This is a genomic window from Flavobacterium sp. GT3P67 (assembly GCF_004349155.1).
GTDB classification, from domain to species: Bacteria; Bacteroidota; Bacteroidia; order Flavobacteriales; family Flavobacteriaceae; genus Flavobacterium; species Flavobacterium ranwuense.
Genome location: NZ_SMLF01000001.1, coordinates 718093 through 742750, shown reverse-complemented (window position 1 = coordinate 742750; position 24658 = coordinate 718093). Strand labels below are relative to the sequence as shown.

20 protein-coding genes and 1 tRNA gene are annotated in these 24658 nt (G+C 35.5%); 11 read left to right on the top strand and 10 right to left on the bottom strand.

Annotation, left to right across the window (positions count from 1 at the left end; translation table 11 throughout):
- The first annotated feature begins 26 nt into the window (after positions 1-26).
- A complete protein-coding gene (locus tag E0H99_RS03240; RefSeq protein WP_131991113.1) occupies positions 27-923 on the top strand; it encodes a serine/threonine protein phosphatase in 897 nt (298 codons plus the stop codon).
- A 32-nt stretch (positions 924-955) separates the two neighbouring features.
- On the opposite strand, the gene E0H99_RS03235 is transcribed toward E0H99_RS03240, so the two are convergent.
- The 6 genes from E0H99_RS03235 to trmB all read right to left on the bottom strand — a co-directional run bounded on the left by E0H99_RS03235 (position 956) and on the right by trmB (position 4869).
- Complete coding sequence (locus E0H99_RS03235; protein ID WP_073205174.1) at positions 956-1273, bottom strand: 2Fe-2S iron-sulfur cluster-binding protein; 318 nt, start codon at positions 1271-1273, stop codon at positions 956-958.
- A 181-nt stretch (positions 1274-1454) separates the two neighbouring features.
- On the bottom strand, positions 1455-1694 hold the full coding sequence (locus E0H99_RS03230) for a NifU family protein (RefSeq protein ID WP_073205171.1): 240 nt from the start codon (positions 1692-1694) through the stop codon (positions 1455-1457).
- A 71-nt stretch (positions 1695-1765) separates the two neighbouring features.
- Positions 1766-2893 carry an Mrp/NBP35 family ATP-binding protein gene (locus E0H99_RS03225; protein WP_131991111.1) on the bottom strand — a complete coding sequence of 376 codons (1128 nt, stop codon included), beginning with the start codon at positions 2891-2893 and terminating at the stop codon, positions 1766-1768.
- Positions 2894-3094: 201 nt separating this feature from the next.
- The gene (locus E0H99_RS03220; RefSeq protein ID WP_131991109.1) at positions 3095-3424 is read right to left on the bottom strand and encodes an MGMT family protein; all 330 of its coding nucleotides are present in this window, start codon (positions 3422-3424) and stop codon (positions 3095-3097) included.
- Positions 3425-3467: 43 nt separating this feature from the next.
- On the bottom strand, positions 3468-4103 hold the full coding sequence (locus E0H99_RS03215) for a LysE family transporter (RefSeq protein WP_131991107.1): 636 nt from the start codon (positions 4101-4103) through the stop codon (positions 3468-3470).
- Between the two features lie 91 nt (positions 4104-4194).
- Entirely contained in the window at positions 4195-4869 is a 675-nt protein-coding gene (gene trmB, locus E0H99_RS03210; RefSeq protein WP_131991632.1) for a tRNA (guanosine(46)-N7)-methyltransferase TrmB, read from the bottom strand.
- Between the two features lie 306 nt (positions 4870-5175).
- On the opposite strand from trmB, the gene E0H99_RS03205 reads away from it, so the two are divergent.
- A complete protein-coding gene (locus E0H99_RS03205) occupies positions 5176-6780 on the top strand; it encodes a murein L,D-transpeptidase (protein ID WP_131991105.1) in 1605 nt (534 codons plus the stop codon).
- A gap of 329 nt (positions 6781-7109) precedes the next feature.
- Positions 7110-9155 (top strand): M13 family metallopeptidase, encoded by a 2046-nt coding sequence (locus E0H99_RS03200; RefSeq protein WP_131991103.1) that lies wholly within the window; start codon positions 7110-7112, stop codon positions 9153-9155.
- Positions 9156-9250: 95 nt separating this feature from the next.
- Here the strand turns inward: E0H99_RS03200 and E0H99_RS03195 are convergent, their stop codons facing one another.
- Positions 9251-9763, bottom strand: coding sequence for a nuclear transport factor 2 family protein (locus tag E0H99_RS03195; protein WP_131991101.1), 513 nt, complete (start codon positions 9761-9763; stop codon positions 9251-9253).
- A 241-nt stretch (positions 9764-10004) separates the two neighbouring features.
- On the opposite strand from E0H99_RS03195, the gene E0H99_RS03190 reads away from it, so the two are divergent.
- The gene (locus tag E0H99_RS03190; RefSeq protein WP_131991099.1) at positions 10005-11585 is read left to right on the top strand and encodes a murein L,D-transpeptidase; all 1581 of its coding nucleotides are present in this window, start codon (positions 10005-10007) and stop codon (positions 11583-11585) included.
- A gap of 100 nt (positions 11586-11685) precedes the next feature.
- Here E0H99_RS03190 and E0H99_RS03185 read toward each other — a convergent pair whose 3' ends face one another.
- Both E0H99_RS03185 and E0H99_RS03180 read right to left on the bottom strand, forming a co-directional pair.
- Positions 11686-12000: an HPF/RaiA family ribosome-associated protein gene (locus E0H99_RS03185; protein WP_131991097.1), complete on the bottom strand. Its 315-nt coding sequence runs from the start codon at positions 11998-12000 to the stop codon at positions 11686-11688.
- Between the two features lie 318 nt (positions 12001-12318).
- Positions 12319-12398 (bottom strand) — tRNA-Leu (locus E0H99_RS03180).
- Positions 12399-13020: 622 nt separating this feature from the next.
- Between E0H99_RS03180 and E0H99_RS03175 the strand changes: the two genes are divergently transcribed.
- From E0H99_RS03175 to bioB, 7 genes are all read left to right on the top strand, one after another.
- Positions 13021-13962, top strand: coding sequence for a ribose-phosphate pyrophosphokinase (locus E0H99_RS03175; protein WP_131991095.1), 942 nt, complete (start codon positions 13021-13023; stop codon positions 13960-13962).
- A 106-nt stretch (positions 13963-14068) separates the two neighbouring features.
- Positions 14069-14680 carry a 50S ribosomal protein L25/general stress protein Ctc gene (locus E0H99_RS03170; protein WP_131991093.1) on the top strand — a complete coding sequence of 204 codons (612 nt, stop codon included), beginning with the start codon at positions 14069-14071 and terminating at the stop codon, positions 14678-14680.
- A gap of 250 nt (positions 14681-14930) precedes the next feature.
- Positions 14931-15605, top strand: coding sequence for an aminoacyl-tRNA hydrolase (pth, locus tag E0H99_RS03165; RefSeq protein ID WP_131991091.1), 675 nt, complete (start codon positions 14931-14933; stop codon positions 15603-15605).
- Positions 15606-15750: 145 nt separating this feature from the next.
- Positions 15751-17793, top strand: coding sequence for a M43 family zinc metalloprotease (locus E0H99_RS03160; protein ID WP_131991089.1), 2043 nt, complete (start codon positions 15751-15753; stop codon positions 17791-17793).
- A 99-nt stretch (positions 17794-17892) separates the two neighbouring features.
- Positions 17893-18822, top strand: coding sequence for a bifunctional riboflavin kinase/FAD synthetase (locus E0H99_RS03155; protein WP_131991087.1), 930 nt, complete (start codon positions 17893-17895; stop codon positions 18820-18822).
- A gap of 117 nt (positions 18823-18939) precedes the next feature.
- Positions 18940-19389 (top strand): hypothetical protein, encoded by a 450-nt coding sequence (locus E0H99_RS03150; protein ID WP_131991085.1) that lies wholly within the window; start codon positions 18940-18942, stop codon positions 19387-19389.
- Between the two features lie 712 nt (positions 19390-20101).
- A complete protein-coding gene (bioB, locus tag E0H99_RS03140; RefSeq protein WP_131991083.1) occupies positions 20102-21193 on the top strand; it encodes a biotin synthase BioB in 1092 nt (363 codons plus the stop codon).
- Between the two features lie 70 nt (positions 21194-21263).
- Here bioB and E0H99_RS03135 read toward each other — a convergent pair whose 3' ends face one another.
- The gene (locus tag E0H99_RS03135; RefSeq protein WP_131991081.1) at positions 21264-24572 is read right to left on the bottom strand and encodes a T9SS sorting signal type C domain-containing protein; all 3309 of its coding nucleotides are present in this window, start codon (positions 24570-24572) and stop codon (positions 21264-21266) included.
- Positions 24573-24658: the final 86 nt, after the last annotated feature.

Below are 24658 nucleotides of genomic sequence, written 5' to 3'. Positions count from 1 at the left end.
ATATCTTTATTTTTTAAAATAAACAAATGTCTTCCCAAGAACGATTAACAAAGGCCTACAAAGAAGCCAAAAGAATTCCTTTTGATGACCAATCAAAATTTATTCTTTTTAGTGACTGCCACAGAAGCGACAATAGTTTTGCTGATGATTTTGCAAGCAATCGAAACGTCTACTTTCATGCAATGACCCAATATTACAACGATGGTTTTACGTATTGTGAGTTAGGTGACGGGGATGAATTATGGGAAAATATTTTCTTTAAAACTATTTTCGAAGCGCACAAAAACGTGTATCTTTTACTAAAGAAATTTCATGATTCCAATAGATACCATAAAATTTGGGGTAATCATGAAATGACTTTTCGAGATAAAGATCATGTAGAAAAAACGCTTACGGCGTATACAAACACACAAAATGACAGAATTGAACCCTTGTTTACTGGTATAAAATGTCATGAAGCCATAGTTTTGGTTCATCAGGAAACGAAACAGGAACTGTTTTTAACCCACGGTCATCAAGCTGATTTCATGAATTATGTAGGCTGGAAAATCAACAGGTTCATGGTACGTGTCTTATGGAAACCGTTACAAATTTGGGGAATATCTGATCCTACAAGTCCCGCCAAAAATTATCTGGAACGAATAAAAATAGAACTGCGCATAAAAAAATGGATTGAGAACAATAATCGCAAAATTACCATTGTGGGTCATACACATCGCCCTAGTTTTTCTTACCCAAATGAGAAATCAACACCTTATTTCAATGATGGGAGCTGTGTACATCCAAGGAGCATCACAGGAATTGAAATTGTAAACGGAACCATTACATTGATAAAATGGTTTATTGACACCAAGGAGAATGGTATTCTTCAGGTTGTGAGAGAAGTACTCGAAGGCCCGACGAATCTAAAAGATTATAAATAAAAAAAGCGTTTGCCGAGGCAAACGCTTTTTTATTAATTTTCTGGAGCCAACTCCAGTTCTAATCCTTCGAGACTTTCAGTGATTGGGATTTGACAGCCCAAACGGCTGTTTGATTTTACGTAAAATGCTTCTGACAGCATCGCTTCTTCATCATCACCCATTTCCGGTAAAGGGACGTCATTAAGAACATAACATTGACAAGAAGCACACATGGCCATTCCGCCACAAGTTCCTTCTACAGGAAGTTCATAGGCTTTACATAATTCCATGATATTCATGGCCATATCTGTAGGAGCCTGTAATTCATGCACTACTCCTTCTCTATCTTTAATTTTTATTAATACATCCATTTTTTAAATTTGGAATTGGTTGGTTAATCAATTGTATACTTTTGGAATGCGGATTTTTTGTGCGTGAGGGATAGCAACCAGCTACCGAAGTAGCGCGGATAGCCCGACCATTTTGAGAAAAAAGGCAAATACTCGTTATCTAGAGTAGCCTTTTTTCTCAAAATGGGCACGCCCAAAGTATTTATAGGATATTTACAACGGTCTCTATTTGGGGAGCAAATTTTTTAATGGTAGTTTCCACACCAGCTCTTAATGTCATTTGATTTACACTACAACTGGTACAGGCTCCTTCGAGACGCACTTTTACGTGTTTGTCATCCTCGATGGAAATAAGGGTAATATCACCGCCATCAGAGTTCAAAAAAGGTCTGATTTCTTCGAGTGCTTTTTGAACTTCTATTGTTAATTCTTCTGTTGTCATTTTCTTTATTTAAAGATTGAAAGATTAGAAAATTGAAAGATTAAAAAATCATTTTCAAAAGATTCTAATTTCTATTTTTTTACTGCTGAACAACCGGCCATAGTTGTAATTTTAACAGCCTCTGTAGCAGGTAAGCTTTCGTTTCTATTTACTACTTCCCGTACTACATTTCTCGTGATTTCTTCGAAAACAGTTTCGATAACTGAACCGGTTTGCATTGCTGCCGGACGACCGTAATCCCCTGCTTCACGAATAGATTGTACGATTGGCACTTCGCCAAGGAATGGAACTTCTAAATCTTCAGCAAGATTTCTGGCTCCTTCTTTTCCAAAGATATAGTATTTATTTTCAGGTAATTCTTCCGGTGTAAAGTATGCCATGTTTTCAATAATTCCTAAAACAGGAACATTTATAGCTTCTGACATGAACATAGAAACTCCTTTTTTAGCATCGGCCAAAGCTACTGCTTGTGGAGTACTTACTATAACAACACCCGTAATTGGTAATGATTGTACGATAGAAAGGTGAATGTCTCCTGTACCTGGTGGCAAATCGACTAACATAAAATCCAATTCTCCCCAGTCAGCATCAAAAATCATTTGGTTCAACGCTTTAGAAGCCATTGGTCCTCTCCAGATTACCGCTTGACTTGGCGCCGTAAAAAATCCAATCGAAAGAATTTTCACTTCATAGCTCTCAACGGGTTTCATTTTTGATTTCCCATCGACTGTTACAGAAACTGGTTTTTCATTTTCTACGTCAAACATGATGGGCATAGACGGTCCGTAGATATCGGCATCAAGGATTCCAACTGAAAAACCCATTTTTGCAAGTGATACCGCTAGATTTGCAGTCACAGTAGATTTTCCTACTCCTCCTTTTCCAGAGGCAACCCCTATAATATTTTTTATTCCCGGTATTGATTTCCCTTTGATTTCTGGTTTGTCCGGAACCTCAACTTTACTATTGATTTTGATTTTTGCATCCGGAGATACTAATTCAAGAATTGTTTTTTTGATATCATCTTCTGCACGCTTTTTAATGTGCATCGCCGGTGTGTGCAATACTAAATCTACCACAACCTCATCGCCAAAAGTAATTACGTTTGCTATTGCGCCACTTTCAACCATATTTTTTCCTTCTCCAGCTATAGTAATCGTTTCTAAAGCTTTAAGAATGTCTTTTCTGTCTAATTTCATTTTTAGTTTACTGTTTTCTATTGGCATTTCAGCGCCAGAATATTATCTTTATTTAAACTGATTTCAGATTACAAAGATAGCAGATTAAGTTCTTATTATAAAGGATTTGTATTGCATTTATTGATGCAGGAATTGAGGGTGATTATTAGAGAAAATATCGCTTTTTGATGGCCAAAAACCAATGTGTTGCACTTTTATTGACTACTCAATCCTAACTTCCGGCTGCCAAAAATGTTTTTCGAAATCCACAATTTGGTTATCAATAACCGTTATGCCTTCGTTTTCCAATAATTGCTGCATCAGATTGGTTCCGTCAAAATGTAGTTTACCCGTGAGTAATCCTTTTCGATTCACCACACGATGCGCCGGAACATCTTCAAGATTATGCGAAGCATTCATTGCCCAACCCACCATTCGAGCAGAACGAGCTGTTCCCAAAGCCTTTGCGATAGCGCCATAAGACGTAACTTTCCCGTAAGGAATTTGCTTGGCAATGGCGTAAACACGTTCAAAAAAGTTGTCGTTTGACATATTTGTAAATCGGATAAAAACGGTATTTTTATTTTGCTTCAAACTACCTCAAATAATATCGAATAATATTAATTAAAGTGATTAAAGCTATTAATCCTGTTATACTTCCTATGATCGTATTCATGTTTTTCATCATATAATCCGTTTTGTTTTCAATTTTCTGAAAGAAAGTGATATATAAATAAAAAACTAAAAAGGAGCCTAATGCCACACCAGTCACGAAAATAAAGATATGAGGAATATCGAAAGCAAATAATTCATAAGAAGCCAAAGTGATACTTACAAAAACATAATACGGAATGGGGAAAAAATTAAGTGCAGAAAGCAGCATCCCAAGAAAAAAACGAGTGTATGTACTCTTTTTTTTGATTTTCCCTTTCCTTGCTTTTGGCTTTTTGGCAATCAGTACGAAATAAATGGTTAATACTGAAAATATAACAAATCCCACTTCTCGCAGTAAAACGATCACATCTGGTCTGCCTTCAATGTACCTCGCAAATAATATTGCCAGTGTCGCTTGGAAAAAAATTACAATTACCGCTCCTAAAACAAACCAATAGGCACTTATCTTCCCTTCTTTCAGATTCACTTTAGCGGCTGTCATATTGATTAATCCCGGAGGCGTAATCCCTACAAAAGCAGTAATGAAACCCAAAAATAAGGAAGTAATTAAATTCATAGTAACACTAAGTATTCAGTAATCAGCACTCAGTTTACAGTTGTCCACGACTATCATTAGAAACTGAACACTACAGCCTGAACACTGATTGCTATTTTATTTTGAATCGAATATACGTAATTGCTTTGTTAATTTCCAAATATTGTTTTTCATAAAAAGTTTGAAATGCAGTCACTTCCTCCGGACTTCCCTCATTTACATACACATTATGATTTGCATATAAAACTTCATGTCCTTCACCGTGCAACAACCCAAGGGTGTACCCGTGCATGAACTCACTGTCGGTTTTTAAGTTTACAACACCGTCTTTTTTAAGGACTTTTTTATACAATTGCAAAAACTCTGAATTAGTCATTCTATGTTTCGTGCGTTTGTATTTGATTTGTGGATCCGGAAAAGTAATCCAGATTTCGTCCACTTCATTTTCAGCAAAAATGTGGTTGATTAATTCGATTTGGGTTCTGATAAAAGCCACGTTATGCAATCCGGTTTCAACAGCCGTTTTGGCACCACGCCAGAAACGTGCTCCTTTGATATCAATTCCTACAAAATTTTTATTTGGATATCTTTCGGCAAGACCCACTGAATATTCTCCTTTTCCACAGCCTAATTCCAGCACTAATGGGTTTTCATTTTTGAAGAATTCCGAATTCCATTTGCCTTTAAGCGGAAATAAATCTCCTACTACTTCTTCTCTCGTTGGCTGAAAAACGTTATCGAATGTTTCGTTTTCCTTGAACCTTTTTAATTTATTTTTGCTTCCCACTTTTTCAGAATATTTCGGCAAAATTAAGGAAATATATAAGACCGAACGATTTGCCGGAGAAAAAATGAAGAAAATCATTTAGAAAACCTTCGCAATTACAAAATTATTTTTTTGCTTGAATCATATTTATAAGAAAGTCTTTAACAAGCACTGCTATTCTTCCATCATTCCTTTAATTTATCCGAAACAAATAAAATCAGAAAATTAACATAACACACCCCAAATAAGCATCTTAACAGCAAACGCATTGTTAATTCACTTTATACCAAGAATATATTTCTTTACCTTTATATAAATAATTATGCCATGAGAAAATATGTTTTATCCATAGCAGTTATATTATTTGGCTTTTCGCTTGTCACTGTTTACCACAACAGAAATGAAAATCTGACGGCTAAGATGTTTGCTTTTGCCCTGTACGTCCTTCAGAAATCTACTATCGATAAATCCCTTGACAGCGTTGATGTTGTTCGTTTTTTCAAAAAATATCCCAATTTAAAAAAATACCAGTCGGATGTTACTGCCTTGTACAAAAAACGAAACTACGTCGCTATTTGGTATGATGACAAAGGACTTATTGAGTTTGCCAATTTATTATACACCAAAGTAAATCTGCTTGAAGAGGAAGGCCTAAAGTATAACTTATCGTATAAAGATAAAATTGACGGAATTTTTAACGAGAAATCCGCAGATGATTTATCCAATACCGATACCGAACTCATGCTGTCCTCGATGTATGTTTTTTATGCTAAAAAAGTATTTCAGGGAATTGGCACGGAGAAAACCAAGGAAATGGGATGGTTTTTGCCAAGGAAAAACCTCTCTTATCAAGACCTTCTAGACTCTTTATTAGTTGATCCTAAAACATTAAGCGGTAATAAAAATCTGTTATTTGGACAATATTACAAACTGCGCGATGTTTTAAAAAAATACCGTCAGATAGAGAAAAATGGCAATTGGAATCCCATAGCAATAGATTCTTTGGAAGCAGAATACAAACCAAACGACAGTTCAAAAACCATTGGTCAAATAAGACAACGTCTGGCCGTCACCGGAGATTTAAAACAGGATTCCAAAAGCAATCGGTACGATGAAGAATTAATGGCCGGCATATTGAATTATAAAAAAAGACATGGTTATAAAGCGGATTATCTCATTGCATCAAAGCACATTCAACGCATGAACATCCCAATTGAAAAATACATCAAAAGCATTATAGTAAACATGGAACGTTGCCGGTGGATTGCCCCAGAATTAGCAAAATCCGATGAACATATCATTATAAACATTCCATCTTACAAACTTTTTTATAAAAAAGATGGTATAAATATATTAGAATCGAAAGTGCTTGTGGGTAAAAACATGACCAAAACGGTTGTTCTCAGCAGCAACATAACCAAAATAGTATTCAGTCCTTATTGGAACATTCCTAAAAGTATCATTGAGAATGAATTAAAGGACTTAATGACTTTGAACGAAGACTATATGACAACCAATAATATAGAATGGTACAATGGGAATGCCAGACAAAAACCCGGTCCCAGAAACTCCTTGGGACTGGTTAAGTTTGTGTTCCCAAACTCTGATGATATTTATTTACACGATACCCCGTCTAAAGATTTATTTCAATACGAGTACCGAGCCTATAGCCACGGTTGCATCAATATGGACAAGGCCAAAGAACTGGCGTTGTTGATTTTAAAAGACGATCCGGATTGGCCAGTAGAACGTATCAATGAGGCGATGAAAGGCGAGGTCGAAACAACTTGCATATTGAAAAAGAAAATTCCGATTCATATTGGTTATTTCACCACTTGGGTAAACGATTCGGGAGAAATTAATTTTTATAACGACATCTACATCAGGGACGAACGCTTAGCCGAACTATTATTCTCTGATGATTCCAAATAAATTTATTGTTTGGACTGTAGCTTTTTTATCATCCTATTTTACTCCCATTCAAATACACATCATAATTCACTTTTACTTTGTACAAAGCGTCAATCACTGTGTTGTTTTAAAGTTTATCTATAAGGAAAATAAATCCAAAAAAGAGAACAATAACCTACCTCGTGTTAGGTAAAACAGTGAAAAAAATTACCTAAAAAACTATATAAATCAGTAAAACCAATGGTTTAAGTCCCTTAATTAAAATTATTTTAGTTTTAAGTATTTAATAATCAATTTATTATAAATACGTCGCTTTTTTTTAATTACATTTATATTCTAAAATCCAACTTATGAAATCAAAACCATACCCAATTAAAACACAGCTCGTGTTGGTATCTTCCATTTTATTGTTAGGTGCTTTTAACACTTCTGAAAAACCAGACCAACTCCTTTCTGGAATTAATAAGGAAAACATGGACACATCTGCAAAACCAGGTGATAATTTTGATGCCTATGCCAACGGAACTTGGATAAAAAAAACTAAGATACCAGATGATAAAGCCTCTTATGGTGCTGGATATATGGTTTATGAAAAATCACAAGAAGACGTAAAAGCCATTATCGAAGCTTCTTCCAAAGGTAATTTTGTAGCCGGTTCCGATGAACAAAAAATTGGGGACTTTTATGAAGCCTTCATGGATACTAAAACGAGGGATCAAAAAGGAATTACACCATTACTTCCGGAATACAATAAAATTGACGCTATTACCAACTATACTGATCTGGCTGCTTATTTTGGATATGCCAATAAATCCGGAAGCAACATTCCTTTTTCCGTTTCGGTAATGGAAGATTTAAAAAACCCAACCCAATACATGCTTATTTCTTGGCAAGGTGGTTTAGGATTACCCGATAGAGAATATTACTCCCTTGAAGATGCTAAATCTAAAGAAATACAAAAAAAATATGTAATCCATATCGAGAAGATGCTACAACTTGGCGGAATAGCCAATGCACCTGATTTATCCAAAAAAATCATGGCATTAGAAACTGCTTTGGCTGCCCAACACATGAAAAAAGAACAAACTCGCGACATAGTAAAACTGTACAACAAATATGCTATTAAAGATTTGAACCAACTCATGCCTGATTTTAATTGGGCCTCCATGCTAAAAAATGCTGGAATCCTCAACCAACAAAATATCGTCATTGCACAAGTTGACTATATCAAATCGCTCAACACTCTCATAAGAACAACACCTTTAAACACTTGGAAAGCCTATTTGAAATGGAGTACCATTCATGGAGCGGCAAGATCATTGAACACCGCTTTAGATAATGAAAACTTTGACTTCTATAGCAAAACCCTTAACGGAGTACAAGTACAACAACCGTTATGGAGAAGAGGTGTTGACAGAGTAAACAATAACCTTGGTGAAATCGTGGGAAAGGTCTATGTAAAAAAACACTTCTCTCCTGAAGCCAAAGAACAAGTGACACTTTTAGTCAAAAACCTTCTCAAAGCCTATGGGGAAAGCATAAAAAATTTGGATTGGATGAGTCCAGAGACCCAAAAACAAGCTTTGGACAAACTCTCTAAATTCACTCCAAAAATTGGTTATCCTGACAAATGGAGAGATTATTCTACCTTGAAAGTCGTTAAAGGTGACTTGTATGGAAACCAACAAAAAGCCACCGCTTTTGAATACAACAGACAAATTAATAAATTAGGAAAACCTGTTGACAGAACCGAATGGGGAATGACTCCACAAACCGTAAACGCATATTATAATCCTCCACTTAATGAAATCGTATTTCCTGCAGCAATACTACAGCCGCCTTTCTTTGATGTAAAAGTGGAAGGCGCAGCAAACTATGGCGGAATTGGCGCGGTAATTGGGCACGAAATAGGCCATGGTTTTGATGACCAAGGAAGCACCTTTGATGGTGACGGAGTACTGCGCAACTGGTGGACACCTGAAGATTTAACTGCTTTTAAACAAAAAACAGGCGCATTAATCGCACAATACAACATGTTCAAAGTATTTCCTGACCTCAATGTTAATGGGGAATTTACCCAAGGGGAAAATATAGGGGATTTAGGAGGATTATCCATTGCTCTAAAAGCCTATAAAATGAGTCTCGAAGGAAAAGAATCTCCCGTTTTAGAAGGTTTCACTGGGGAACAACGCGTGTTACTAAGCTGGGGACAATGTTGGCTGAATAAGTCTCGTGACGAAGCTTTGCGAAATCAAATCGCTACCGATCCGCATTCGCCAGCAAAATTCAGAATTAATGGTGTAGTGCGCAATATTCCTGAATTTTATACCGCTTTCAACATAAAACCTACCGATTCATTGTACCTGGCCCCAGAGAAAAGAGTCAAAATCTGGTAATGATTAGAATTTATATTTTATAAAGAATCTCTGCTAAAAAAGCAGAGGTTTTTTTATGCAAAAAAAATAATGTCTGCAGGGCAAGTTAAATAAATCTATTGTTTGGACTGTAGCTTTTTTATCATTACATCTTCCATCGAAGCTTTAACTTTTATGACTTCATTCGAGTTCTCATTTGGAATCGTCATGGACAAAACGTAGTGTTTTATTTTCCACTCCTTACCTGTTTTTACCAAAACACCTGAACCACGGCAAATCTTCATTTGAGTGTTCAACAATTCATCAAACCAAGCTGTTTTACCCGTTTTATCAAAATAAATATGACGTTCCAATGCGGTAAAATTCCATGCTTTCCCTTTGTCGAAATGTGGTTTTGAATACGCTTGAAAAGCCGCTTTATTCCAATTCTCGGTTGCATCTGTACCAATGAAAACCGCGTCATCCGTCATCAAATTAAAATAGGCATTATAGTTAGCTTCCGCCGCCGCTTTATGCCACGTATCAAGCACTGAATTTATTTTTTCTTTTTCTTTATTAATGTCTTGATCTGCTGAGATAAAGGATGAAAACAGTAAAATACTTAAAAAAAATAGCACTATTTTTTTCATAATTTTTGGATTTTTAGAAATTGATTGGACAATAAAAATTGATTTAAAAACAAAATAAAAAATTTAAATAATTAATTTACAGATATTTAACCTCTATTAAAGATTGAATTTTACTCTAAAAGTAAAGATACTGTTTTAACCTTGAAAAATACAGCCTGTTCAGAACTGGTAGCACAATACTCGATTTTGCGTATTTTTGTAATGCCTTAAATGAATTCTTTTACGCATTAAAATTCGACCTATGAGAAAGTTATGCTCCCCAATACTAATTATTGCTTTTACAATACTGTTGACGATCATTTCCTGTAAAAAGAAAAATAATCCCGATTCCGCTAAGAAGCAAACGAGTTTAAATACCATCGAAATTGCTTTTGACAGCACCCAGATTAACACTTTTTTTGAAAAGTATCCAAAACTGAAAAGCTACCAAGCTGATGTAGAAAAATTATATCGCAAGCATCAATTTCATTACATCTGGTTTGACAAAGATGGACTCAATGAATTTGCGGGTGTATTATACAACAAAGTGAATAATTTGAGTCAGGAAGGAATTGAAACCGTGATTCCATACAAGGAAAAATTAGATGATATTTATGATAATCCGGACGACAAGCAAAAAGCAAGTATTGAAACCGAGTTATTGAGTTCTTCACTGTATTTTTTTTACACAGAAAAAGTATATGATGGCATCAGTACTCAAAAAACCAAAGAACTGGAATGGTTTTTACCTCGAAAAAGACAATCGTATGTCAATTATTTAGATTCGTTGTTAATCAATCCTTCATTAATCAACAAAGATGAAAAAGGTGTATTGAAGCAATATTACCTGCTTAAAGATGTCTTGCAGGAATACCGAAAAATAGAAAAAAAGGGCGGATGGAAAACCATCGCTATTGACACAACGGTCAAATGGTATAAGCCCGGAGACAGTGCTGCTACAATTGCACAAATCAGAACCCGTCTATTTATCACTGATGATATTTCCCGGGATTCCAAAAGCGCTGTGTATGATACCGAATTAGCGAAAGGAATTTTGAAATTTAAAAAGAGAAGTGGCAATACCCTAAACAAAACAATTCTGCCGGAACATATCAAGTATATGAATGTGTCCGTTGCGGACCGTATCAAAACCATTATGGTCAACATGGAACGTTGTCGATGGATTTCGAATGATATTACCAAATCCAAAGAATTAATTGTGGTGAATATTCCCGCGTATGAATTAACCTTTTTAAGAGATGGAAAACCAGAATTACGCTCTAAAGTTGTTGTGGGAAAAGCCATGAACAAAACAGTGATTTTTAGTGCTCCCATGAAATATATCGTGTTCAGACCGTATTGGAATGTTCCAAAGAGTATTTTAAATAAAGAAATACTTCCTGAGATTGAAAAGAACCCAAATTACTTGGCGGAACACAACATGGAATGGAAAGATGATTATGTAAGACAAAGACCCGGACCTGAAAATTCATTGGGATTAGTGAAGTTTTTATTCCCTAATTCGAATGCGATTTATTTGCACGATACGCCATCCAAAAGTTTATTTGGTAAAGAAGACCGCGCTTTTAGCCACGGATGCATTCGAGTGGCCAAGCCAAAAGAACTTGCCGCCATGATTATGAAGAACGATAAAAAATGGAATCCTGAAAAGATAGCATCCGCCATGAACAGTGGAGAAGAGTATTGGTACACGCTTAAAAACAAAATCCCGGTGTACATTGGCTATTTCACCGCTTGGGTAGATAACGAAGGAGTAATTCATTTCTATGAAGATGTCTATAAAAGGGATGAAGTATTGGCAACTCTACTGTTTGACAAATAAAGTGCAACCTCTTTTTCCGAAGAATAACAAATAAAAAAAGGACACTATCTTTAAAGATAGTGTCCTTTTTTTCAATTGATGTTTGCCAAAAGGCAACTATTTAATACGCTTTCTGTTTTTCGAAAGCAGTGTCCAACACCTTTTTTATTTTGTCCAATGCTCCGTGAAATGCTTTCTCCGTAGTATCCGCATAATTCGTAACCGCTACTGGCTGCATATTTACTGGTCGGGCTTCAATAAGACATCTTTTGTCATTGACTCCTGACTTATCACTGTTTTCGTCTCCAAGATGCACTTCTAATCGGGTCACTTTATCTTCAAAACGCGCTAAAGCGATTCCTAATTCATCCGAAATGTACGATTTCAAACGTGCGTGTCCTTCTACATTGTTGTCTGTGTTGATTTGTACTGTCATGTTTTTATTAATTTAATGTTGTCTTTCAAATTTACCGATTGTAGTACAAAAAATCGAATCAATTAATAAAACATTGTGAAAATAAAGGAGAGCAGAAGCGGATTTGAAGGAGAAGCTAACTAAATATTGACTAGGAAAGATGTCTTCTTTCAAAACTTTGAATTAATTGTAGAAATTAAAACCGTATAAATTAAACGCTACCCTCAAGAAGTTTAAACATTGTAAACGGATTTTATTACGAGTTTATGGTTTTGTCGGGCAAACACAATAAAAAAAGCCTGTAATACTTGACAAACAAGCAATTACAGACTTTTTAAGTACCCGGAGCCGGAGTCGAACCGGCACGGTTTCCCACAGGTGTTTGAGACCAGCGCGTCTACCAATTCCGCCATCCGGGCTTAGCAGACATGAAATAACAACAGTTATTTCAACGCAATAAAAGATGTGATTGTGTTTAAATCAACCATCAATTCCTTTAACACGGTGCAAATGTAAAGAATATTTTTAGAAAACATTAAAAAAATATTTAATTTTTCCTTCTACGCTTAAATAGATTTTACTCTTACAAAGACAAAATAAATTAACTCCCTACAAAACAATAAATTAAACCAGTTAGCGATGGAATATCGTTTTTATACTCCCATGCTTATAATAGGCATTATAAATAATATAGAATAATTTATCGATCATAAATTAATAATTTGTTAGTCACAAACATCAACTTTATTCCAAAAAAACATAAATTAATTCACAAATAAAATGTGTTTTCGAAATTCTTAAACTCTCACTAGACAATCTAATTAAAACCCAGCGACACACAAGAAACTATTGTTTAGATAAATCCTCGAATTAAAACAGCGGCAACTCGGAGCCGTTTTTCACAAACAATTCCATTTTATTAGACCTAAGAGGCATCAATTCTGAAAATACTTAAATTTTTCCTTTCAGAGTTGAATAAATTTTATAAATTTGCACCTCGTTAAAACGAAACACACAACTAACTACAAAACAACAAATTAAATGTCACACCTAGAACCAGAAGCTAAAATTTTTGCTTGTTCAAAAAGTGAATATCTTGCAGAGAAAATTGCAAAAGAATACGGAATTCCGTTAGGAAAAGTTACCATGTCTACCTATAGCGATGGTGAATTTCAACCTTCCTACGAAGAGTCTATCAGGGGTTTACGGGTTTTTATTGTTTGCTCGACTTTTCCAACTGCTGATAATTTAATGGAATTGTTATTGATGATTGATGCTGCAAAACGTGCTTCGGCAAGACACATTACCGCAGTAATACCTTACTTTGGTTGGGCAAGACAAGACAGAAAAGACAAGCCAAGAGTTCCGATAGGGGCTAAATTAGTAGCCAATTTATTGGATGCAGCAGGCGCAACAAGAGTAATGACAATGGATCTACATGCTGATCAAATCCAAGGATTCTTTGAAAAACCGGTAGATCATCTTTTTGCTTCGACCATCTTTTTACCTTATGTAAAAAGTTTAGGTTTAGATAATTTGACGATTGCTTCGCCAGATATGGGTGGTTCCAAAAGAGCCTACGCCTATTCTAAATTTTTAGAATCGGATGTGGTTATCTGTTACAAACAGAGAAAAGCAGCAAATGTGATTGACACCATGGAATTAATTGGTGAGGTTAAAGGCAGAAATGTAATCTTAGTAGATGACATGATTGATACCGGAGGCACTTTGGCGAAAGCCGCAGATTTAATGATAGAAAAAGGAGCATTGAGCGTAAGAGCGATTTGTACCCACGCTATTTTATCTGGCGATGCTTACGAAAAGATAGAGAATTCTAAATTATTAGAGTTAATAGTTACCGATTCTATTCCATTGAAGAAAGAATCAAACAAAATAAGAGTGTTGAGTTGTGCGCCTCTTTTTGCTGAAGTTATGCACATGGTGCACCACAACAATTCCATTAGTGGAAAGTTTATAATGTAATTCATTCGTCATAAAGTCAAATGTCTTAAAGTTATAAATTCATGCTGATAGCCAAAAGCTAGAAGCCAAACAAGTAATATTATTTAATAACTATATTTTTTTTACAATGAAATCGATTACAATTAAAGGATCAGAAAGAGAAAGCGTGGGTAAAGTAGCAACTAAAGCCCTACGTAATGCTGGATTGGTTCCTTGCGTATTATACGGAGGAAATCAGGCAGTTCATTTCTCAGCAGAAGTTATGGCTTTCAAAAACTTGGTTTACACTCCAAACGCTCACACAGTTGAGATCGATCTTGGAAAAGGAAAATCATTTAACGCTATTTTACAAGACATTCAGGTTCACCCGGTGTCTGACAAGATTTTACATATTGACTTCTTTCAATTATTTGATGACAAAGAAATCACTATGGAAGTTCCTGTAAAAATCGTTGGGAACTCTAAAGGAGTTATGGCTGGTGGAGATTTACGTTTGAACACTCGTAAATTAAGAGTAAAAGCATTACCGAAAAATCTTCCAGATTTTATCGAAGCTGACATTACTCCACTTGATATGGGTAACAAATTATACGTTACTAAAGTAGCTTCCCCAGACTACAAAATCATGCACCCAGACAATACAGTTATTTGTCAAGTGAAGATTTCTCGTGCGGCTATGAAAGCGGCTCAAGAAGCAGCAAAAGCAGCAAAAGCTCCTGCAAAAGGAAAGAAAAAATAATATTTTTTCAATCATTCAAAAAAAGCATCAGTTGTAAAACTGGTGCTTTTTTTTGCTTTGAAGCGAGAAAACTGGCATTTCTATAAACAATCTTCCCGCTGTATGTTACAATCTTTTTTTCGGGAAAAACCTCAAAAAAGGATTTTCACTCCCATCGGGGCTATAAAGTCATTACTTTTTCTCTTTTGTGACTACTCTAAAAATTCAACAATCTAATAGACCAATACTCTAATTAGTTTACTTTTGCAGTATGATAAAATGGATATCAAATTTATTCTCATCAACAAAAACAGAGACCAATACGGATTGTATGAAACCGGAGGTTCACGAACACCAAAAAAACAATATAGAAAGCGTGAGTAATAAATTTTTAATAGTAGGGCTCGGTAACATTGGCGCCGAATATGTAAACACAAGACACAACATCGGATTTAAAATAGTGGATTTTTTGGCCCGAAAAGAAGGAGTCAACTTTGAAACCGTAAAACTGGGTGCACTGGCCGAATATAAATTCAAGGGAAGAACTTTTCTGCTTTTGAAACCCAACACCTATATGAATTTGAGCGGAAAAGCAGTGCAATATTGGATGACGGCAGCAAATATCCCTTTGGAAAATATTTTGGTGATTACCGATGATTTGAATCTTTCTTTTGGAACCATTCGCATCAGACAAAAAGGAAGCGATGGCGGGCACAACGGATTAAAAAACATCAACCTTGTACTGAATACGCAGAACTACGCCAGATTCCGTTTTGGGATCAGTGATGAATTCAAAAAAGGGAAACAAGTTGACTATGTACTTGGAGACTGGGATGATACTGAAAAACTGGCACTTCCGGGACGATTAGAACTATCCTCAGAGATTATAAAATCATTTGGAACCGCAGGTTTAGAAAACACCATGACCGCATTTAATGGAAAATAAAATCGCAACATTCGTAACCGTTACTAAATGGGTTTTGAAATCACTTGCATTAGACGATAATAATAATTAATTTTATACCTATTAATTGGCACAAAAATCGACACATTACATCAGGGTTTTTAGATAAAAGCAACAAACTTATAACATGAAAAAAATTACTTTAATTTTCTTACTATTCCTTTTTTTTTCAGTCAATTGTTCGTTTGCTCAAGTAAACAATACAACTGAGGTTACACTTTTTGGTAAAAAGAAAATCATTAAAGAAGGCTCCCTCATTCGATGTGCGACTACAGAATACGAAGAATATTTGAAGTCCAAAAATCCAAATAGACTATCTACAACCGAATTTGAACAATGGATAGCCCCAAAAATTATAATTGAAAAAGAAAAAAGAAGAAACACCTCTAAAGTATTAAAACAAAATGCAGTCATCACAATTCCTGTTGTAGTTCATGTCATCCATAATGGCGATATTATAGGAACTAATGAAAATATATTTGACCAACAAGTAATCTCTCAAATACAGGTACTAAACGAGGATTTCAGAAAAAAAGCAGGAACTCCGGGTTTTAATACCAATCCTGTAGGAGCCGATGTTGAAATTGAATTCGCTCTGGCAAAACGCGATCCATCCGGAATTTTATCAAATGGAATAGACCGAGTAGACTTAGGACAACAAAGTTGGTCAACTGATGAAATTAATAGCTTTGTTAAGCCCCGAACTCAATGGAATCCTGAAAAATATCTTAATATTTGGGTCGTTAAATTCACGGAAAACGATCTTTTAGGTTATGCTCAATTTCCAAGCACATCCGGCTTGCCAGGAATAAATGCGGATGAAGGCCCCGCTAATACTGATGGTGTAGTCATTGGTTATTCCTTTTTTGGTTCATCAAGCTACTTCCCCGGAGGGACATACGTGACAGATTACGACAAGGGGAGAACAACTTCACATGAAATGGGACATTGGCTTGGGCTAAGACATATCTGGGGAGACGGAGGATGCGATGTAGATGATTTTTGCGCGGACACCCCAAATTCAGGGCAAGAAAATCAAGGATGTCCGACAGGAGTTGATTCCTGCCCGTTATCTCCAGGGCTTGACATGATTGAGAATTACATGGATTATACAAATGACGCTTGCATGAATATATTTACAGCAGATCAAAAAACGCGTATGATAACCGTTATGAACAATTCCATAAGAAGAGTTTCATTAAAAACTTCTGATGCGCTTGTTCCTGGAGTAACCTTCGCCAATGATGCCATGACTATGATTCTGAATCTAAATATTAACTGCAGTAAAAACTTCTCACCAGTTATAAAAATCATAAATAAAGGGACCTCACCTTTGACACAAGCATCTATACAGTATGGCATTGATAATCAAAATTTACAAACTTACAATTGGACTGGCAACCTAGCCAATAACGAATCACAAGACATTACTTTAAATAGCTTAACTACAACGGAAGGAAACCATAATTTTAACAGCACTATAATCAGTACAAATGGAACAACGGATCAAAACGCCTCTAATAATAGTAGTACAATTAATTTTGACATTTCAAACAGTTTAAACTACTCGTCTAATACCGTAAACTTTTCACTACAACTAGATCACTATGGCACAGAAACTACTTGGAAACTAACAAACACTGCAGGAAACATATTATATGAAGGAGGGCCTTATACTGATACCGGTAATGAAACTGGACCACTACCAGCCCTAATAAACACCAGTTTTAACCTCCCAAATAATGATTGCTACACTTTTACAATATTTGACAGTCAAGGCGACGGTATTTGTTGTGATTATGGAGACGGGTTTTACACCTTAAAAACACCCACGGATCAAGTTATTGTTTCTAGCGGAGCTTTTGAAGGAGCCGAATCAACTAAATTTAGCATCAATTCACTATCAACCAATGAGGTTAAAAACTTAAATTCGATTTATCTCTATCCAAATCCTACTTCTAATATATTGAATATAGTTGTTGAAAATAAATTAGAAGCTCCAGAAGCTTACACTATTGTTAACAGCTCAGGTCAAATAATAAAATCTAAAAAAATAGAATCAGAGGAAGATCTTCATGTAAACGTTTCAAATTTAACACAAGGTATTTATTTTTTAAAATTATCGAGAAATCAATCCGAAACAAATACAATTCGATTTATTAAAAAATAAAAAATCATAAAATGAACTAAAAAAGGATTGAAGTTTTCAATCCTTTTTTAGTTATATCGATTGGATACCTTAAATTTGCGCTATCATAAAACACTTGCTTTGAATATTTTTCATTCTATAAACGATTTCAGCTCCACAAAAAAAACGATTCTAACATTAGGCACTTTTGACGGGGTACATATTGGGCATAAAAAAATACTGAAAAAAATAACCCAAAATACTGAAAACGAGAAATACGAAAGTTTAGTTCTTACTTTTTTTCCGCACCCCAGAATGGTGCTTCAAGAACATTCTGACATAAAACTACTCAATACTATAGATGAAAAAATAGATTTGCTCGAAAAAATCGGCATTGAAAATCTTGTCATCCACCCTTTTGACGAAGCTTTTTCAAGACTAACTGCTGAAGAGTTTGTAAGTGCCATTCTTGTTGATCGATTCCATATCCAAAAAATAATCATTGGTCATGATCATCGATTTGGAAGAAACCGAACGGCAAACATCGACGATCTTATCGCTTACGGAAAAGAATATGGCTTTGAAGTAGAACAAATATCGGTTCAGGAAATTAATGACATTTCGGTGAGTTCTACCAAAATCAGAAACGCGCTATTAGAAGGAGATATGGCTTTGGCCAATGGTTATTTAGGATACGATTATTTCCTAACTGGAAGCATTGTCAAAGGAAAACAATTAGGAAGAACCATCGGTTTTCCAACGGCCAACTTAAAAATCGAAGAAAACTACAAATTGATTCCGCAAAACGGAGTTTATATTGTAAAAAGCATAATTGATGGACAAACCGTTTTTGGAATGATGAACATTGGATTCAATCCTACTGTTGATGGGCAAAAACAGACTATTGAAATTCATTATTTTGATTTTAATACTGATTTATACAATCAAAAAATCAGTGTTTCAATACTGCAGAGGATTCGTTCAGAACAAAAATTTGAATCTCTGGACCTCCTAAAAGAACAACTTGAGAAAGACAAAAAAACGGCACTCGCCTACTTGAATAAATTTTAATTCTGAATCAAAATCTTTTATATTTTTCATAAAACATTGCTATTTTTTCTGTAAATTTGATTGTAATATACCTTTTTTCTCATAAAGAGGTAATTTTTAAATTTTAAAACTGGCCGTATGAAACTACCGAAAGAATTATTAAACGGATTTATTATTTTCATTGGAATTGGACTTTATTTCTTATTAATGGAGGCTTTAGGTCTTGCCGATTTATATTATTTACGTCTGCTTAACGTATTGTTTGTGTTTTATGGAACCCAAAAAACTTTAAAATCAAATTTTGCCGAAGGTAAAATCATCTTGGTTTCTAATGCTGTTTCAGCATTGATCACATCACTCACAGGAATATTCTTAAGCACCATTGGACTGATAATATATAGCTTTTCAAAAGGAGGTGATGCCTATGTAGGCTCATTGTCTAAAACCTTTTTATTTGGCGGAGACCCATCCGTGATGACCTATTCCATTTCCATATTATTTGAAGGAATCGTATCGGCCGTAATTGTTACATTCATGCTAATGTTATATTGGGATACACGCTATGTTTCAGACAAACATCAAAATTGATCGAATCCATTTTACTTATAAGACCTTTCAAGAAGAAATGATTTATTCTGTTAGAACAGAACATAGAACAACTATTTTATCGAAAATACCCTCAAAATTATGTATCGAAAAACGATAAATGAGATAATTAAAAAGTAATAGATTTCAAAAAAGAATATTGTTTTTCACTTCAAACATCTATTCTATTGCTTAATGAAACTTGTTTTTTAATTTTTAAAAACGAATCGTATGAAACTACCGAAAGAACTATTTTCATCGGAATTGGACTGTATTTTTTACTAATAAATGCACTTGGTTTCGCTGATTTATTTTATTTACGCCTTTTGAATGTATTCTTTATTTTTTATGGCGTCAACAGAGCAATTCAAATGAATATCAATGAAGGTAAAAAAACCTTGTTGACAATGCTATTTCAGCAATGATTTCTTCACTAATTGGGGCGTTTTAACCATCATAGGATTAGCGACTTACAGCTACTTGAACGGAGGGGATCCCTATGTAATATCCTTGCCAAAGACTTTTTTATTTGGTGGAAGTCTTTAGGTAAATACCTACTTCGCTGCTTACTTTTTGAAGGAATCGCCTCTTCGGTAATTGTTACCATGTTACTGATGTTATATTGGAACAACCGTCATATAACTGATTAACTTAGCTATTGCATTGCTTCTTTAGAACAATTTAACTACTTTTGATCCATCAAAAAATCGCATCGATGAGTATTACGAAACACAATTGGACGAAAGACGAAATTATCGCAATATATAATAAACCTATGATGGATTTGCTTTTTGAAGCGGCTTCTATACATAGAGAACACCATGATCCAAACGTGGTTCAGGTTTCAACCCTATTGTCTATAAAAACTGGCGGATGTCCTGAGGATTGTGGCTATTGTCCACAAGCAGCCCGTTACCATACTGAAATTGAAGGCAATGATTTAATGTCAGTAAGCCAAGTAAAAGCACAAGCTTTGCGTGCAAAATCAAGCGGATCCTCTCGTGTATGTATGGGAGCAGCTTGGAGAAACGTAAAAGATGGCCCTGAATTTGATCAAGTACTTGAAATGGTTCGTACCATCAACAAATTGAATATGGAAGTGTGCTGCACCCTTGGAATGATTACTGAAAACCAAGCACACCGATTGGCAGAAGCAGGTTTATACGCATACAACCACAATTTAGATACTTCAGAAGAATATTATAAAGAAGTGATTTCAACCCGCGGATTTGAAGACCGTTTGCAGACCATAGAGAATGTTCGTAAAACGAATGTTACGGTTTGTAGCGGAGGAATAATTGGGATGGGAGAAAGCGTCGAAGACAGAGCGGGAATGCTTGTAGCACTTTCTACATTGAACCCACAACCAGAATCTGTGCCAATAAATGCATTGGTAGCAGTTGAAGGAACTCCGATGGAAGAAGAAAAACCGGTAGAAATCTGGGAAATGATTCGAATGGTAGCCACTACCAGAATCATCATGCCAGAAACTCAAGTGCGTTTATCGGCCGGAAGAATGAATATGAGCCGTGAAGGTCAAGCTATGTGTTTCTTTGCAGGCGCCAATTCTATTTTTGCTGGAGATAAATTACTTACTACGCCAAATCCTGATGTAAATGAAGACATGAAAATGTTCGAAATGTTAGGTCTAAATCCACAAAAACCATTTACAAAGGTTTCTCAGCCACTAACCGTTGAAGCTGAAGATTCTCAATTTGCACCATTAGGTGAAAAACCAAAATGGTCAAGACCAGGGCATACCATTGATAGGAATCTTGAAGCATCCGGATCCCGTAAAGAGAAATAGACAATTTAAATTATAAAAAAACACCATCTGTTTATCTCAGATGGTGTTTTTTTATACATAGCTTTTTATTTTAATACATAATTTTCTTGGTTACTGTGTGACCGTTCTGCAATGTAACTTTTACTACCAAAAATTGTTGCTTTGAAACAAAATTAAACACAGAAAATTCAACGTCATTTATATTATTTTTTTGAAACACTTTCCTTCCTGACAAATCATATAATATGACTTTATCAATTGTTTCAATTGGAGAATCAATTTTTATTTGTTTGTTTTTATTAGACACTAAAACTGAATTTTCCAGAGTTACAAAGTCACCCGTTCCTAATGCTTTTTTTGTATAACGCAATACAAACCGATTGTTAAAAGCTCCTTTCTCAGTTGTAAAATTATACGCTCCCTCTTTTAGATTGTGAATAATTTTAGCATCCTTATCTTCTATATAAGCCTCTTCAGAGGCTAATATTCCGTCTACTTCATCGATACTTATTGAAAAAGCACCTTGAATAGCAGAACTATAACCCAATGTTACCTCATCATTTTTATCAAATGGTAAAGCTCTACCTTGTATTGTTAAGTTTTTATCCTCATTGATACTGTAAAAATCAACAAACTGATTCCCATCATAACTCTCACCGTCAAAGAGGCCTTCATACTCATTTGTAGCGCCAGTGACATAACCTACCAATGTCTGCTTGAAAGCACCTTGATTGTTCGTCAGGTTTAACCAAATGCGATTTTTTTCAATGGTGCTGACGTCTTTTGATTTTGATGTGTTCTTAATTCTAAAAAACTGCAAATTATTCCCAGTTATAGCCCCAACACCTACTCGCATAGTATTATTAAATACAACCGTATTACCAGAAATAGGTGCAACATTACTCGACACAAAGAACCCTTGCCCCGATGCAATTTTACCGGATGGTTTGTTAGAAGTTTGTTCATCACTTCCTACAGTATTTCCTTTACTAGTAACCGTCCCAACACCACCTACCCTATTATAAGATGCGTAATCATCTGACGAGTAGGCATAAGCCCCTGATCCTGGGTTATTAACATTTTCGGAAAGAGCAATAGCTGAATTATGTGTCCAGAAATAAAGAGTCCCATCTAGAACTGCATTATTGCCCTTTAAAAATTCATCTGCATCCAAAGCTGAAGGGTACGGATTTCCTATTAGATACAATCTATCGGCAACAATACCAGCGATAGAAACTGCCCCGTTATTAGGCTTCCCTACAAAAGAGGCTGGAAAAACGGCAGAAGTGACTGCGTCATAATTCTGAGGCCCACGAATGATGTAACCCATCCCTTTTTTCATAACAGTGACTGATGATTCTTGCGCCCAATCCTCTGCATCAGCATCAAAAGAATAAAATTTATCCCCAAGCGTGTTTGGAGAAACACCTCCCAAAGTATATCCTACAACCGGTGATGACCAATAGGTGTAATCGAATTTTCTAATCGGCTTGGTTGTTCGTTTATAGGTAATATCTCCCGAGTTTATAGTAGGATCCTCGTTTATTTGTACCAAACTAGCGTTATTTTCAAATGTTAACGAACCTCCAGAAACGGTTACTCCGTTAGTGATAGTCATTGTTTCCCCAGTTGGAATAGTAACTATTCCTGATTTTACTTCACAGGAACAACCCAACACATCTACACCTTCGCTATAATTTGTCTCAAAAATAATACTTTGATTGGCATTTGGTGTCCCTTTGTCCCATTTAGCGACACCCGAAATAACTTTCCAAGTATTATTTTCTGCGGCAGCTATCACCACGTTTGCAGTTGGGAAAGATGTACAAGTTCCATTAGATACTGTAAAGGCATAAGGAGAGCCTGCTGCACTTAATCCTGAAACTGTATAAGAACCACTACCTCCTGTAGCAGAGTAAATTGAAACTCCATTTTGATATAATATCCATGCGCCAGAAGTTGGCAAACCACTTAAAATCACACTTCCTGTTGCTACTGTACATGTAGGTTGAGTTATTGCAACTGTTGGAGCACTTGGTAGTGCGTTTATGGTTACTGTGGCACTACCCGCAAGTGTTTGCGTACATGATGGACTAGTCGAATAAACAACGCTTACCAAAGCATACACAAAAGAACCCGCTACAGTTGTTGCAACAGCTACATTTGCAGTACCACTTGCAACAATACTTACAGTTTGATTTACCCCCCCATTAATGGTATAGGTTACGGTTATTCCTGCTGCTTGTGGGTTTGTAAATGTAATATTTGGACTTGTAGCACCAAGACATACCGCCGTAATACCACTAACGGTCGCTGTTGGGTTTGGTCTAAAAGTAACACTGGCAGTTTTATTAGCTGGTGATAAATTTACACAACCATTAGCATTGGTGATTGATAGTAAGGTATATGTTTTTGAAGTTGTAGCTGATACATTAAAAATTGTAGACGCATTAGTAAATACACTTTGACTATACGTTGTTATTCCGTCTGTATAGGACAAAGTATACGAAGGCGCTCCATTAGTGTCATCTGCGTCAAAAGTAAGTGTGGCTTGACTGCCTATACAAAACGAACCTCCCGTAAAACCAGAACTTGCTGTATTATTTGGCAATGTATTAACGGTAACTATTACAGGAGTAGTATATGCTGAATAAAAGGTATATCCTGCAAATACAGATTTAGTTCTTCGTTTGTAACTTGTTGAGGCAGTTAAAGCTGGCGGAGAATAAGTTGAACTTGTTGCGCTTGGAATAGTAACAAAACTACCTGTTGTATTTGTCTGCCATTCATATGTGATTGTTCCTGAACCGGTACCAGCCGTTGTTGATGTCAAAGTAGTAGGAGTAGCTCCACTACAAATCGATTGTGCTACGCCTATTACTCCTGCAGTAACAACATTGATACCTCCAGCAGCCTCAATTTCCGAAAATAGGTACAAAGCACCACCACCAACACAAACAGCGTATTGTACAGTACCTACAAAAACCTCGTCATTATTATTACAACTTCCATTTAAACTACCTGAACCATTTTGAAGATACAGGGCAACATTTGAAGGTAATCTAATTATAGAATGATCAAAATTAATATGCCCATCAGGAGAAGTAACAACTATTAATTGCGTATTTATAGTAATGTCAGCAGATTTATTTAAATCCAGTGTCCCAGAAATATTTATACTATTAGCTGAAACAGACATAATATCAAGAATCACTGTTTTTCCAGATGGAATAACTACATCATCAGCAGCTGTTGGAACTGCACCTAAAGACCAGTTTGCAGCTGTACTCCATAACAACTTTCCTCCAACTGTTGTTGAACCTGAATAAGTATTTGTTGCTGCAAAAACTACAGTTTGAAACAAAATTAAAAAAAGGGTACAGAGTAATTCTTTGATCATGCTTTTAATATGTTTTTTTTAATAAATCCGACTTTAAATCCGTAGCCTTCCAAAAGAAAAAACCTACATTAAATTCAAATTAAAAA

Bases quoted from the DNA above. Each gene is read 5' to 3' on its own strand.
- bioB (WP_131991083.1), top strand. From the start codon at position 20,102: ATGAGTATTACGAAACACAATTGGACGAAAGACGAAATTATCGCAATA.
- E0H99_RS03200 (WP_131991103.1), top strand. From the start codon at position 7,110: ATGAAATCAAAACCATACCCAATTAAAACACAGCTCGTGTTGGTATCT.
- E0H99_RS03235 (WP_073205174.1), bottom strand. From the start codon at position 1,273: ATGGATGTATTAATAAAAATTAAAGATAGAGAAGGAGTAGTGCATGAA.
- E0H99_RS03230 (WP_073205171.1), bottom strand. From the start codon at position 1,694: ATGACAACAGAAGAATTAACAATAGAAGTTCAAAAAGCACTCGAAGAA.
- E0H99_RS03190 (WP_131991099.1), top strand. From the start codon at position 10,005: ATGAGAAAGTTATGCTCCCCAATACTAATTATTGCTTTTACAATACTG.
- E0H99_RS03185 (WP_131991097.1), bottom strand. From the start codon at position 12,000: ATGACAGTACAAATCAACACAGACAACAATGTAGAAGGACACGCACGT.
- E0H99_RS03220 (WP_131991109.1), bottom strand. From the start codon at position 3,424: ATGTCAAACGACAACTTTTTTGAACGTGTTTACGCCATTGCCAAGCAA.
- E0H99_RS03150 (WP_131991085.1), top strand. From the start codon at position 18,940: ATGAAACTACCGAAAGAATTATTAAACGGATTTATTATTTTCATTGGA.
- E0H99_RS03135 (WP_131991081.1), bottom strand. From the start codon at position 24,572: ATGATCAAAGAATTACTCTGTACCCTTTTTTTAATTTTGTTTCAAACT.
- E0H99_RS03195 (WP_131991101.1), bottom strand. From the start codon at position 9,763: ATGAAAAAAATAGTGCTATTTTTTTTAAGTATTTTACTGTTTTCATCC.
- E0H99_RS03170 (WP_131991093.1), top strand. From the start codon at position 14,069: ATGAAATCGATTACAATTAAAGGATCAGAAAGAGAAAGCGTGGGTAAA.
- E0H99_RS03160 (WP_131991089.1), top strand. From the start codon at position 15,751: ATGAAAAAAATTACTTTAATTTTCTTACTATTCCTTTTTTTTTCAGTC.
- E0H99_RS03225 (WP_131991111.1), bottom strand. From the start codon at position 2,893: ATGAAATTAGACAGAAAAGACATTCTTAAAGCTTTAGAAACGATTACT.
- E0H99_RS03215 (WP_131991107.1), bottom strand. From the start codon at position 4,103: ATGAATTTAATTACTTCCTTATTTTTGGGTTTCATTACTGCTTTTGTA.
- pth (WP_131991091.1), top strand. From the start codon at position 14,931: ATGATAAAATGGATATCAAATTTATTCTCATCAACAAAAACAGAGACC.
- E0H99_RS03205 (WP_131991105.1), top strand. From the start codon at position 5,176: ATGAGAAAATATGTTTTATCCATAGCAGTTATATTATTTGGCTTTTCG.
- E0H99_RS03240 (WP_131991113.1), top strand. From the start codon at position 27: ATGTCTTCCCAAGAACGATTAACAAAGGCCTACAAAGAAGCCAAAAGA.
- E0H99_RS03175 (WP_131991095.1), top strand. From the start codon at position 13,021: ATGTCACACCTAGAACCAGAAGCTAAAATTTTTGCTTGTTCAAAAAGT.